The 12204-nt window shown below is 67.7% G+C and carries 11 protein-coding genes; 5 read left to right on the forward strand and 6 right to left on the reverse strand.

Going from position 1 to position 12204, the window contains the following annotated elements:
- Nucleotides 1–34 precede the first annotated feature (34 nt).
- Complete coding sequence (locus ACFQO7_RS26310) at nucleotides 35–1525, reverse strand: SpoIIE family protein phosphatase (protein ID WP_376808876.1); 1491 nt, start codon at nucleotides 1523–1525, stop codon at nucleotides 35–37.
- A 363-nt stretch (nucleotides 1526–1888) separates the two neighbouring features.
- On the opposite strand from ACFQO7_RS26310, the gene ACFQO7_RS26315 reads away from it, so the two are divergent.
- A complete protein-coding gene (locus tag ACFQO7_RS26315) occupies nucleotides 1889–2431 on the forward strand; it encodes a hypothetical protein (RefSeq protein WP_376808877.1) in 543 nt (180 codons plus the stop codon).
- Between the two features lie 48 nt (nucleotides 2432–2479).
- Here the strand turns inward: ACFQO7_RS26315 and ACFQO7_RS26320 are convergent, their stop codons facing one another.
- Nucleotides 2480–3388, reverse strand: coding sequence for a helix-turn-helix transcriptional regulator (locus tag ACFQO7_RS26320; protein ID WP_376808878.1), 909 nt, complete (start codon nucleotides 3386–3388; stop codon nucleotides 2480–2482).
- Between the two features lie 83 nt (nucleotides 3389–3471).
- Between ACFQO7_RS26320 and ACFQO7_RS26325 the strand changes: the two genes are divergently transcribed.
- Complete coding sequence (locus ACFQO7_RS26325) at nucleotides 3472–4440, forward strand: SDR family NAD(P)-dependent oxidoreductase (RefSeq protein ID WP_376808879.1); 969 nt, start codon at nucleotides 3472–3474, stop codon at nucleotides 4438–4440.
- 293 nt (nucleotides 4441–4733) lie between these two features.
- Here the strand turns inward: ACFQO7_RS26325 and ACFQO7_RS26330 are convergent, their stop codons facing one another.
- Together ACFQO7_RS26330 and ACFQO7_RS26335 are read right to left on the reverse strand one after the other, a co-directional pair.
- Nucleotides 4734–5660: an IS3 family transposase gene (locus tag ACFQO7_RS26330; protein WP_376808880.1), complete on the reverse strand. Its 927-nt coding sequence runs from the start codon at nucleotides 5658–5660 to the stop codon at nucleotides 4734–4736.
- Nucleotides 5560–5883 carry a transposase gene (locus ACFQO7_RS26335; RefSeq protein WP_376808881.1) on the reverse strand — a complete coding sequence of 108 codons (324 nt, stop codon included), beginning with the start codon at nucleotides 5881–5883 and terminating at the stop codon, nucleotides 5560–5562. The genes ACFQO7_RS26330 and ACFQO7_RS26335 overlap by 101 nt, the downstream gene beginning before the upstream one ends.
- 163 nt (nucleotides 5884–6046) lie before the next feature.
- Here ACFQO7_RS26335 and ACFQO7_RS26340 point away from each other — a divergent pair, with 163 nt between their 5' ends.
- Both ACFQO7_RS26340 and ACFQO7_RS26345 read left to right on the forward strand, forming a co-directional pair.
- Nucleotides 6047–6574 carry a SigE family RNA polymerase sigma factor gene (locus tag ACFQO7_RS26340; RefSeq protein WP_376808882.1) on the forward strand — a complete coding sequence of 176 codons (528 nt, stop codon included), beginning with the start codon at nucleotides 6047–6049 and terminating at the stop codon, nucleotides 6572–6574.
- Nucleotides 6571–7947 carry a WD40 repeat domain-containing protein gene (locus ACFQO7_RS26345; protein WP_376808883.1) on the forward strand — a complete coding sequence of 459 codons (1377 nt, stop codon included), beginning with the start codon at nucleotides 6571–6573 and terminating at the stop codon, nucleotides 7945–7947. Before ACFQO7_RS26340 ends, ACFQO7_RS26345 begins: the two co-directional genes overlap by 4 nt.
- Before the next feature lie 1272 nt (nucleotides 7948–9219).
- On the opposite strand, the gene ACFQO7_RS26350 is transcribed toward ACFQO7_RS26345, so the two are convergent.
- Nucleotides 9220–10296: a glycoside hydrolase family 11 protein gene (locus ACFQO7_RS26350; protein ID WP_376808884.1), complete on the reverse strand. Its 1077-nt coding sequence runs from the start codon at nucleotides 10294–10296 to the stop codon at nucleotides 9220–9222.
- A gap of 1090 nt (nucleotides 10297–11386) precedes the next feature.
- On the opposite strand from ACFQO7_RS26350, the gene ACFQO7_RS26355 reads away from it, so the two are divergent.
- Nucleotides 11387–11785 (forward strand): hypothetical protein, encoded by a 399-nt coding sequence (locus tag ACFQO7_RS26355; protein ID WP_376808885.1) that lies wholly within the window; start codon nucleotides 11387–11389, stop codon nucleotides 11783–11785.
- Between the two features lie 40 nt (nucleotides 11786–11825).
- Here the strand turns inward: ACFQO7_RS26355 and ACFQO7_RS26360 are convergent, their stop codons facing one another.
- Nucleotides 11826–12188, reverse strand: a complete 363-nt coding sequence (locus ACFQO7_RS26360; protein WP_376808886.1) for a winged helix-turn-helix transcriptional regulator — start codon at nucleotides 12186–12188, stop codon at nucleotides 11826–11828.
- Nucleotides 12189–12204: the final 16 nt, after the last annotated feature.

Genomic DNA, 12204 nt, shown 5'->3' on the forward strand with positions numbered 1-12204 from the left:
GGCCTGCGGACAGGCGTCCTTCGGGTGGAATCCGTCAGTGTGGGTGGCGGCGGGCGATCAGGAGCACTATGTCGTCTTCAGCCCAGTCGGTGACACTGGCCAGCAGGTCATCGCACAGCTGTTCGGCAGTCGACTGGTGCCGGCCGGCCAACGCGGCGCGCAGGACGGCCAGGCCGTCGTCGAGGCCGCGGTCGCGGCGTTCGATCAGTCCATCGGTGTAGAGGATCAGCGTGGTGCCGGGCGCAAGCCGCAGGTGGTGCTGTGACCGTGGAACCTTCGTTCGCGTGCCGAGCAATAGTTCGGCCGGTTCTTCCAGGATGTCGACGGTGCCGTCGGGATTGATCAGCAGCGGGGGTGGGTGCCCGGCGTTGGACCAGCGCAACACGTTGGTGCTCAGGTCGATGTAGCCGAGGACGACGGTGGTGAGGGTGTCTATGGACAGCCCCGTCATCGCGTCGTCGAGTGCGGTCAGGGTCTGGTCCGGGGATGCGGGCCGGGCGTGGGCGATACCACGCAGGAGATTGCGGATCTGGCTCATGGCGGCGGCGGCTTGCCGGTCGTGGCCGGTGACGTCGCCGACCGTGACGGCGAGTGTGCCGTCGGGGAGCAGGAAGGCGTCGTACCAGTCGCCTCCCACCTGGGCACCACGCGAAGCCGGGTGGTATCGCACTGCCACGTCGAGGCTGTCGGGTTGTGCCGGTCGGCTGAGCAGGGACCGCTGCAGCGCCTCGGCCATCTCCCGTTCGGTGGCGGCCGCCCGGCGGGCGGCGGCCCGGTGAAGACCTTGCACGAGTGCGACAGCCGCAAGCCGGAGGAATCCGCGGTAGCCGGCGTCGTCGGGCAGGTGAGGGTTGAGCCTGGTGACCAGGTGGAGGCCGTCGGTCAGCGGCAGGGAGACCCGGCCGTCGGCCGTATCGCCGCCTGGCCGGATATCGACGTCGGGCAGGTCGTCGGGTACGGAACGCAGCACCGGCAACGCCTGCGCGATCAGGCCCGGGATCGTTGCGGCGTCGCCGATGCGGTCGGTGAGCCGGCCGAGCAGTTCCAGCCGCCGCCGGTCGATCACCTGCTCCGTGGTCTCCGAGGCTATGTCGATGATTCCCTCGATGAGGCTGTCGGGGCCGCGCACGGCGGAGTAGGAGAACGTGAAGTAGGTCTCCTCGGTGAAGCCGTGCCGGTCCATGTACAGCTTCATGTCTTCGGTCCACGTCGCGTCGCCGCCGGACAGCACCGAGTCCAGCATCGGGCCGATGTCGTCCCAGATCTCGGCGAACACGTCGGCGGCGGGCGCGCCGAGAGCTGCCGGATGTTTGTCGCCGATCATGTCGGCATATGCGGCGTTGTACACCATCACGAACTGCGGGCCCCAGAACAACGTGACCGCGTTGCGGGTGCGCAACAGCATGTCGACAAGGCCGATCAGCGTCGGACTCCACGAGGACACGGGTCCCAGCGGCCCGGCGGCCCAGTCGACGTCGAGGTAAGCAGGACGTATGCGTCCAGCCGCCTCGAAAGGATCTATCACCTGACGAATCTATGCCAACCGTGGCGCGAGCGCGGCACGGATGGACGTGGCGACTGGCCCGGCGAGGCCGAGCGCGGGTCACCGGTGTGCTCAGGGTGAGCCGCGCCGATCTCGCATCCCAAGGACCTCCTCACCGTCCGGGACGTCGTTCGCGCTCGTCTCGCAGCCCGGCGTCTGGGCATCCCGCTCGCCGACGTCGCGGAGACCTTCACCACGCTGCCGGCGGACGGACCGCCGAGCCACCAGGACTGGGTGCGGGTCTCGCGGATATGGTCCTGGGTCATCGACGACCTCCAGGTCATCGGCCGGGCGCGGCCGCCCGCGCCGCCGGCGACCGGCCGGGCCGGCGGGGCGGCGCAGCCCGTGGCGAAGAAGAAGCGCAGCCCGCGGCGTCGGCGGGCGCTGATCGCGGGCATGATCGTCGCCGTCATGCTGACCGGTGTCGGGCTGATCGCGGGCACCTGGTTCTACAGCAGCGTGCCCCGCCCGGAGCAGCTGCCGCTGAAGGAGAACATGGTTCCGCAGGACCGGCGACCGGTCGTCAGAAGGTACGGATCGCGATCTCGCCGGCGCGGCCAGACCCTTGAGGATCTCGTCGTCGAGCTTGACCAGGGTCAGCGAGGCGCCTGCCAGGTCCAGGGACGTGCCTCACTCGCCGACGTAGTTGCGCCGCACCTGGATCCCGCGGGCGGCGAGTTGTTCATGAGCGCGGCCGTAGAGCAGGTACAGCTAGCCGATCGGGGTGCCGCCCAACCCGTTGGTCATCAGGGCGACATCATCGCCGCGCTGGTAGGGGCAGGTCGCTCACGACGGCTTCGGAACCGACTTCTGAATGGCGCTCACGGGCTGCCGCTCGTCGATCGGCGAAGGTTGGACTTCGGACCTCGTCGGGGACCGCTAACCTGATGATCAGGAGCCTATCGCCACTCGTTGTGTCAACACCGTACGGCGTGATCAGGTGATACCTGCCTGGCGGCGGTAGGTGCGCGGAGTCATTCCGGTTACCCGTTTGAACGCCACGCTCAGGGCGCTTTCCGAGCTGTACCCGACGGTACGCGCAATGCTGGCGAGCGTCTCGTCGCCGCGGCGGATACGGTCGGCTGCCAGCTCGATCCGCCAACCGGTCAGGTACTCCAGTGGGCCTTGGCCGATGACCTTCTTGAAGCGGGCGGCCAGCGTTGACCGGGACACGGCGACAGTTCGTGCGAGAGCAGCGACAGTCCATGGATGGGCTGGGCGGGCGTGTATCGCCCGCAGTGCATGGACCAGCACAGGGTCGGCGAGCCCGGCCAGCCAGCCGGTACCGCCGTTGTGAGACAGGTGCAGGCGCAGTATCCGGATCAGCAAGACCATCGCCAGATGCTCGGCGACCAGCGTGCCGCCGAGCTGAGCTGTGCGCAGTTCGGCGTCGATCTGGTCGATCGCCCAATGCGCGGTCGTGGCCTCGGCGTCGGTAGCGCGAACATGAATGAGAGGTGGCAACGAGTCGAGCAGCAGGGAGCCCGCTCGCGCGGTGAAGGCGAACGCGCCGCCGATGAGATTCACCTGTTCGTCCGCGCCGACCCGGGCGACGCCGTCAACGGCCGACGCGAATAGAGGACCGGCTGGCTGAGGCGGTGTCTGCCGATCGCTTGCGAGGGTGAATCCCAGTGGTTTGGTGAGCAGAAAGCAGTCGCCTTCGGCCAGCACTACCGGCTCAGCCTCGCCGTCGAGCCACAAGAGGCAGTTGCCGCGGCGTACCGCGTTGAACTTGACCCCAGACGGCGGGTCGAAGCGCAGCGCCCACCGGCCGCCAGCCCACAATGCCGAAGACACGTGGGCGTTGGCCTTGAGGAGTGCGAGTACGTCGTCTAGCGGATCCACAAGTCCTCACGTTGGACGCAGGCTAAAGAAACCTGGACTCTATGCTACGTACAGTCCAGGATTTAGCCCATAGGGTTGGCTGCATGACAGCCCGATCGAGAATCAGCACCCCGTTCACCGCACGCACGACCGCCACAGAGATCCTGCAGGGAGTCGATCTCACCGATCGACGCATGATCGTCACCGGCGGCGCTTCCGGTATCGGCACCGAAACCGTCCGTGCCCTGGCGCGGGCGGGTGCCCAAGTCACCATCGCCACCCGTGACCCGGCTGCAGCAGATGCGCTCGTGGCACAGTTCGCCGGCTCCGAACGCGGCGCGGTGCGGGCGGCGGCTATCGACCTGGCCGACCTGCACTCGGTCGACGCGTTCGTCGCCGACTGGGACGGGCCCCTGCACGCGCTGGTCGCCAACGCCGGGATCATGGCGATCCCGACACGGCAACTCAACGCGCAGGGCTGGGAACTGCAATTGGCTACCAACTACCTCGGCCACTTCGCGCTGGCACGCGGCCTGCAAGCCAATCTGAAAGCTGCAGGCGACGCCCGGGTCGTGATCGTCAGCTCTGGGGCGCACCTGGCTGAGCCGTTCGACTTTGACGACCCGCAGTTCGACCGGCACCCCTACGATCCGTGGGTGGCCTACGGCCGCTCGAAGACCGCGACCGTCCTGCTGTCCACAGGGATCGCGGGGCGCTGGGCCGGAGATGGGATCACCGCCAACGCCCTCAACCCCGGCTACATCAACACCGGACTGCAGCGGCATATGGACGAGGCCACGTTGCGGCACTTCGGGGTGCTCGACGACGGCGGCAACCGAATCGATCTGCCGTTCTACAAGACGACCGCCCAGGGCGCGGCAACGACCGTGCTGCTTGCGGCGTCACCGCTTGTCGAAGGAGTCACCGGCCGATACTTTGACGACAACCAAGAAGCTCAGGTGGTCGACGGCGGTCCTCAAGCCAAAGCAGGCGTTGCCGCACATGCCGTCGACCAGGCAACAGCAGACCAGCTGTGGGCGTATGCAGGCAGGGCTCTTGCGGACATCCGCTAACACGGCGTTGCTTTCAGGCCAGCAGAGCTGCAAACACGGGCCGCTGATAGCGAGCTTGCAGCCAGCTGCCGACTACTGTAGTCACTGAGGAACCCGACGTCGATGCGACCGCCCTGCGGTCAGTAGCGACCGCAAGCGGCGCGGCAAGGGCCGCAGAGTCGGAGCGTGGTGCACGACGACTGGTCCGGCGAGACTTCACCGCCGCCGGCCGTGTGCAAAGTAGCGAAAGCCGCTATGTCGGCCGAGTACGTCAGTCGTCCGGTTGAGCTTCCCCCGCTGTTCGGGAGGGTGGATTAACTGGTGAGGGCTGGTTCGGGGGTGGGGTTGGCTGGTCGGTTGGTATCGATGTTCTTTGCATACCAGGCTGCCTCGTACTCGTCTGGGGACTGCCAGTCGAGGTCTTTCTGGATGCGTTCGCGGTTGTACCAGCCGTCGATGTAGGCGAAGATCGCGTTCTCGGCTTCGTCGCGGGTTCGCCATGAGGTGCGGTAGACGAGTTCGATCTTCAGGGTGGAGAAGAAGTTCTCCATCAGGGCGTTATCGAAAGAGTCGCCGACGGACCCCATCGAGGGCAGGATCCCGTTGTCCGCCAACCGTTCCGTGAAGCGGATCGCGGTATAGGTCGATCCGCGATCCGAATGGTGGATCAACTGTCCGTCGCGGACGTCGCGGGACCAGATCCCGTATTCGAGGGCGCCGAGGACGAGGTCGGTGTCGCACCGGTCGGAGGTCTTCCAGCCGACGATGCGGTTGGAGAACGCGTCGCGGACCGCGGCCAGCCAGAGCACGCCCTGCCCGGTGACGATGCGGGTGGCGTCGGCGACCCACAACCGGTTCGGGGCGCCGGCGGTGAAGTCCCGGTTGACGAGGTCGGGTGCCGGGTCTGCTTTCGGGTTCTGCTTGGTGGACCCGCCGCGCCAGCCCTTGCGGAGGAACGCGCCGTGCAGGCCGTGTTCGCGCATCAGCCGTTCTACGCGTTTGCGGCCGATGCGGATGCCGCGGCGGGCGAGGGTGGCGTGGACGCGGGGGCTGCCGTAGGTGTGGCCGGACCGGTCGTGGATGTCGACGATCTCGGTGAGCAGGCCGCGGTCTTCGACCTCGCGTTCGTCGGGGTGGGTCTCACGGGCGACCCACCGGTAGTAGGTCGAGGGGGCGATGTTGAGGACCCGGAGGATGGGCTCGACCCCGAAGCGGCCGCGAAGCTCGGTGACGAGCGTCATGACCGTCGCCGGGTCGGGTCGAGTTCCTGTGCGAAAAAATGCTGGCCGCTTTGAGGATCTCGTTGGCTCGGCGCAGCTCAGCGACTTCCTTGCGCAGCCGGCGGACCTCCTCGGTCTCGGCGGTCGTGAGCCGGTCTTGGCGTTCACCGTGGTCGGCCTGGTCCTGGCGGATCCAGCCGCGCAGCGCTTCGGGGTGCACCCCGAGCTGAGCGGCGAGGTGCATTACCACCGGTTTGGGGTCGGAATCGAAAGGCTCCCGACCAGCGGGGGAAGCTCAGCTTGACCAGGCTGGCGGTCTCCGACACGATGCTACGGCCCGGCGGCCCGGCCGGAATCGGGTTCCCTCCACGGTGTGCCCGCCAGGCGTCAGGTCAGGGGGAGGTGTCATGGACACGGCACAGGCGCGCGCGGCGTTCGAGGAATTCGTGGCCGCCCGTTCGGCCGCGCTCGGTCGAACGGCGTATCTGCTCACGGGGCACCGGCAGGACGCCGAGGACCTGCTGCAGTCGGCGCTGGCCCGTGCCGCCGTGCGGTGGGCCAGGCTCGACGAACCCGAGGCTTACGTCCGGCGCGTGCTCTACACCCAGTCCGTGTCCCGCTGGCGCGCGCTGCGCCGCAGACCCCCGGAACTGCTCGCCGACCAGCCCCCGCAGACCCCGGCCACCGAACCGTGCCGCGACACCCGTGTCGTGCTCGACCTCGCGCTGCGCCGTCTCACTCCGAAGCAGCGAGCTGTGCTGGTGCTGCGTTTCTACGAAGACCGTAGCGAGTCCCAGACCGCGGAGCTGCTCGACTGCTCCGTCGGCACGGTGAAGAGCCAGACCCGGCACGCGCTGATGCGGCTGCGCGCCCTCAACCCGCAACTGGCGCAGCTGGTCGACGGCCAGCTGCCACAGGAGGTGATAGCCCGATGACGGCCGCTCTGCGCGACGCCCTGCACCGGGTCGCCGACAACTCCCCGCCCGTGCCGGTGCCGCCGGGGCTGTTCGACCGGGCACGCCGCGACCGGCTGCACCGCCGTCTGGCCGGGCTGGCCGCCGCCGTCGCACTGCTGGGCGGCGTCGGCCTGACAGTCCGGGGCACCGTGCCACTGGCCCCGGCCACATCTGACACCACCGTCGACCCGCTACCCGCCCACGTCGTGCAGGCCCCGGACTGGACCGCGGACATCCGGCACGCCCCGCTGCGCCGGGCGCTGGTCGCGTTCGACGGCGACCCGGCCAACACCGTCACCGTGCCCCGCGAGGGCCAGGGGGTGAGCCAGCAACTCCCCGTCGGGCCGCTGATGCTGGTCGGCCCCGATGACACGTACCGCACCTACGACCCGGCCCGCGACGACGAGCCGTGGACCGGGGTAAGTCTGCTGTCGCCCGACGGGCGGTACCTGATGACAGGTCACAGCGAGCACACCCGGCTCCTCGACGTGACGACGGGCGACAGTCGAGCGCTGACGGCCGGCCAGCCGCTGGCCTTCTCCCCGGACAGCCGCCAGGCCGTGCTTGTCCACTTCGACAATCCCTGGTACCTGCATCCGGTGCGCGGCGAGATCCGCGTGGTGGACCTGCCCTCGGGTGCGGTGGCGTGGACGGCACCGCTGGCCGACGGCCCGCTGCCGCGCGAGGTGAATGCCGCGCTGTCACCGGACGGTTCGACGCTGGCCGTGCAGCGTCACGGCGACCTCTACACCCACCGTCGCGACGGCGGCCCTGGCTGGAGCCGGTCGATGTCGATGAGTACGCTCGGCGGCCTCGCCGGGCAGCTCGCCTGGACCCCCGACGGCAGGAGCATCGCCGTTGACGTAGGCGATCTGTGCCTGCTGGACGCGGACACCGGGGCGACCGGGACCTGCCTGCAATGGCAGTCCATGCTGCAGCGTATGCCCGAGCAAGTGCAGACCCACGGATTGCCGGTCGTGCTCGCCTGGCAGGACGGACGCCCGATCGTCGCGCTGCCCCGGGACGTGGTGCGATTGACCGAGGTGCCTGAGCTCATCATGAAGACACCGGCATACCCGTCCGCGCCGGTCGGCGCGCTCACCGTGGCGACCGGTCGAGTGGACTGGAGCCCGCGGCAGCCCGGACCTCAGGACCCGGGCCCGGCGATCCACCGCTACCGGCCGCTGATCGACGGAGCCGGGCTGGTGATCACACTCCTGACCATCGGGTACGCCGTGCTGCGGCTGAGCCGTCGGCACCGCCGGACGGCGGGTCGTAAACCAGGTAGTGCAGGGCAGGGCGGGCCGACAGGGCTTGATGTCGGGCCAACACCAGGAGAGGAGCGCTCTTGACGGCGCGAAGCACCCTTCCCGCGCGGGCCTGGGCGGCTTCGGCATCCTGCATCTGGTGAGTGACTTTCTGTGGCGGACGATCTGGATCTTCGACAAGTCAGAGCTTCGCAGGCCGAGGACGCTTCCTCTTAACCCAATCCGCTGTCGAACTCGCGGCTGCCGCGTTGTTCAGGCTCCAGATCACACGCACGCGGCGCGACCCGCCGGGTCGCGCCGCTTCGCTGGCCACGATCAAATAGACCGTCGTCGGATCGCGGTGACGGACACAGTTGGCCCCTGAGCTGCTGGAATCCGGTTCGGATTCTGCCGGGTAGGGTCCACCAATATATGCAGGTCAGAAGCCATCTGAAGGGGTTCCTTCAGATGGCTTCGTTTATGTATGTGGGCAAAATTGCTCCACAAGTAAGGACTCTTTCGTAATTTGGACCTTACTATGGTCTCTGAATTGGCAGGTCAGCGGGCTGGCTGTCGTCGGAGGAGTTCCGGAGCGCTCTTCTGTGACCCGACAATCGGCGAATATGGGCGAATACCCTGTTAATCGGGTCATCTGCAGGGCTTGGACGAGAGTGTCAGCAAGCGTGCCGGCATGCCGGCCGCCGGGGTCGAGGTCAGGGTCGTAGCCGCGCACCAGATCCATCACGGTCTGCCGAGTTTTGGGCAGCGGTGCTTCGGAGGGCGCCGCCGATGCGGCCCAGACAGCGACGGCCGCTGCCAGGACAGCCAGCACGGCGAACAGCGGCCGCAGGCTACCGGCCCTGCAGAGATGATCACTGTGCTGGCGTCACGGCATTCCGCTGGAGACATGGCCGGGAGCGTGACCTGCTGGCCGCATACACCCCCACCCCTTTTCGCTGTTCAGCGCGCACTGGTCAGCCGGTGAACCACTCGTAGACCTCAGCCAGGTCGGCTGGTCGGGCCGGAGTGTCCCGGCGCACCGCGGGCGACGCTGTGACGGGGACTGCGACTGGCAATGATGGTGTCGCTGGGGAGATCATGACCTCTTCCGTATGCAGGGAAACATGGGGCGCGATGCAGGCGGCACTCCCGTCACCCCGCGTGCCCCGTCAACGCAGCAGGTTGGCAGTGGTCACCGCCATCGCGTGTTCACAAGTAGCTCCGGTCACCGGCACCACGTCCTGACCGGAGCCGTCCATTCCCGGGCACCCCGCCGGATGGCCCCGCACGGAGGCTGGGGTGCCGACCATCGTCGGCACCCCAGCCGCACCTGCCTTCGGTGTCAGACCGGTCCGTGCCTGGCCCCGTGGCGCCGGGTCAGTTCCGGAAGCTCCACTGCTGGTTCGACCCGCCCCAGCAGCTGTACAGTTGGATCTTCGTCCCGTTGCCGGTGCCGCCGGCGTCGAGGCACAGCCCTGACTGCGCGCTGGTGATGGTGCCGTTGTTGACATTCCACTGCTGGTTCGCGCCGCCGTGGCAGTCATAGAGGATCACCGCGGTGCCGTTGCTGGTGCCTGAGGCGTCCACACACTTGCCGTTCACCGTCAGCTGCCTGCTTGAGGTGTGAGTGAACCGCTGGTTCGAGCCACCCCAGCAGTCGTACAACTGGAGCTGGGTGCCGTTGGTGGTGCTTGAGTTCGGGACGTCGAGACACCTGCCGGACTGCTGACCCACAATCATCTGGCTGGTACCGCTCGGCGGACCAGTGGTGGGTCCAGGATCGGGGTTGGTGCCTTCCCGGACGGTGATGTCGGAGCTTCCCTGGCTCTGGTAGCCCTCGGTCGCCATGACTTGGTAGGCCCAGCTGCTGCCGAGGTTGAGGCCGACGCGGGCCCAGGCGTCGACGTGGTTGGCGAAGGTGATGGTGCCACTGCTCCGCTTCTGCTGGCGCACGCTCCAGTACTGGTAGAACGTGGCGGTGCCGTCGATCGACGGCTGGTTGACCCGCTGGCTGCGCAGGATGTCGTAGGTGCCGCCGTCGGTGGTGACCGTGCCCAGCCGCTGAGCGCCGCTGCTCGGGTTGTAGCTGCCGAAGTTCTCCACAACGTAGTACTCGATCAGCGAGTTCCGCGTCCACCCGTACAGGGCGAGGTAGGTGTTGTTGTTGCCCGGGTTGTAGGTGCCCGAGTAGCTGACCGTCCGCCGGCTACCGGTGGCCCAACCCTTGCCGCCGACCCAGTTGTTGGTGCTCCTGCTCCAGGAGCTGGAGTAGCGGCCGTTCTCGCGCAGCACCATGCAGGCGTCGCCACTGTCTTTCCAGAACGAGAAGTAGAACCCGTTGTGCGTGCCGGTGGTGTTCGAGCAGACCTGCCGGTCGGCCTCGGCGTAAGCGTTGGTGGCCATCAACGTGCTGGCGACGGCCGCCACGACGGCGCAGGCGCCGCCGATGAGCATTCTGAGGCGGCCGCCTCTGCGGCTCTTCCGTTGGATGGGTGCCTCGTGCATGTGCGTGCTTCCTCCTCGTGAAGGCTGGCGAAAAGGTGTGGCAGGGTGATACGACCCGGTAGGACTGTCGGTGGCTGTGGTGTCGGGCCACCGTGCGTGGGCCGTACCACGCGGTGGTGGGGCCAGTCGTCATGCGTTCGACGACCGGAGTGCCGGGCCGCGGTTGGCCCGGACCGACAGTGATATCTGTCGATCGCACCAATATTGATCCCACCTTGTCGCACTGTCAACAACTTCCGGAAACATTTCGGAAATCATGTCCGGGTTGGCTGGACCAGCGGAACGTTTCATAGATCGAAGTGGCGTGGGGTCGGCCGTGTTGGGGCAGGCGTCGATATGTCGGTATCGAGCCCGAAAAAGTGGGGCGACGCACGGCCCGGGGATTCCGAAAGTTTCGGACCGTTTCGGATCTGCCATGCCAAGTTGTCGCGGCGCGGCGGCCCGTCCGGCCGGTGACCCTTGCACCGATACGTCGGGCTGGATGGTCCGAAGCGGCGCGCCAGCGGTCACCGGAAGATGTGGGCCACCCCACCGCAGCCCGATCAGGTCCCGTGGACCTGCCGGCCGAGCAGTGCCTCGAGGTGGATGCATGGCTCGGCGGCAGTCCGGTCCGGGTCCATGTGGTCGCCAATGTGTACGCTCGGTCGCGATATGCCGGTTCGGTCGGCACGCGGATGGTGAGCTCGGCTACCGCGTCGACCTGCCACCGTGCCGCGGGCAGCCACTCGGCAAGTCCGAGGGCGTGCAGCCGGCGCGCGTTGTCCGGGCGGTCCGCTCCGTGTGCGAGCACCACATGCGGGGTGCCGGACGCGATCGCTGCCGCTCATCGACCTTCTCGACCAGCTCCGATCGCCAAGACTGCACACGCGGCAGCCGCCGGGCGGCGGTGCAGCCGGTGCACTCAGCCATGCCGTCATCCACTCCCTGGACGTGACGATCGCGCTCGACCGGCCCACGGTCGCACCAAGAGAGGCTGCGATCGCCGTCCTGGACCAGCTCACCGCCACAAACGGCACCTGGCTCGGGGTTGACCTGACCGTTGCACTTCGACCGGGATCTGCTCAAGGCTGGCCGCCGGCTCGACGCGCGATCGCCTGTTGATCGGGACGTACCGCGTATCGGGTTGGATGCTGAGGGCCGCGCGGTGGTGACTGAGGAGTACAGCGGCTTTCTTCACGGCCGTCTGTGGTACGAGACGTTCGTCTGCCACGACGGCGACGTGGTCGAGGTGGCGCGTTTGGATACGGTCGGGCCCATCTATCTGCACGAGTACCGCTTCGTGCACGGGTTGATGCGTTCGGCCGGCATGGTCGCGTGGTGCGGTTCGGGGCGGGAGGCGTATGCATACATCGATGGGAGGATCGGCCGCCTCGAGATCGACCACGACGATTGCGGCCTGGTCCGTGTCGTCGAGGTCATTGGCCCGCTGCGGGCGTAGAGGTCCGGCCCGCTAACAGCATGATCAGATCGGCGCAGACTCATCGCCCACCGTCGTAGGCGCGCCGTGCCCGCTCCACGTCTCCGAGGCGGGCGTCGGCCCAGGTGGCCAGGTGCGCGAAGAGCGGGCCGAGGCTGGCACCGAGCTCGGTGATCTCGTATTCGACCCGGGGCGGCACCTCGGCATGGTAGGTGCGTGTGACGAGCCCGTCGCGTTCGAGCTGGCGCAGCCGCTGCGTGAGCACCTTCGGCGTGATGCTTGTCAGCCGGCGCTCCAACTCCACGAAACGCTGCCGGCCGTGCTCATGGAGAACCCACAGGATGGGCGTGGTCCAACGACTGAACACGATATCGACGACCGGTGCGACCGGGCACGCCAGCTCAGGGTCCGTCGACCGTTCCACGTGCCCTCCATCACAC

This window comes from Catellatospora aurea (genome assembly GCF_042663325.1).
Lineage (GTDB): Bacteria > Actinomycetota > Actinomycetes > Mycobacteriales > Micromonosporaceae > Catellatospora > Catellatospora aurea.

Excerpts from the sequence above, each read along its gene's own strand:
- ACFQO7_RS26330 (WP_376808880.1), bottom strand. The coding sequence starts at position 5,660 with ATGACGCTCGTCACCGAGCTTCGCGGCCGCTTCGGGGTCGAGCCCATC.
- ACFQO7_RS26335 (WP_376808881.1), bottom strand. The coding sequence starts at position 5,883 with ATGCACCTCGCCGCTCAGCTCGGGGTGCACCCCGAAGCGCTGCGCGGC.
- ACFQO7_RS26345 (WP_376808883.1), top strand. The coding sequence starts at position 6,571 with ATGACGGCCGCTCTGCGCGACGCCCTGCACCGGGTCGCCGACAACTCC.
- ACFQO7_RS26325 (WP_376808879.1), top strand. The coding sequence starts at position 3,472 with ATGACAGCCCGATCGAGAATCAGCACCCCGTTCACCGCACGCACGACC.
- ACFQO7_RS26340 (WP_376808882.1), top strand. The coding sequence starts at position 6,047 with ATGGACACGGCACAGGCGCGCGCGGCGTTCGAGGAATTCGTGGCCGCC.
- ACFQO7_RS26350 (WP_376808884.1), bottom strand. The coding sequence starts at position 10,296 with ATGCTCATCGGCGGCGCCTGCGCCGTCGTGGCGGCCGTCGCCAGCACG.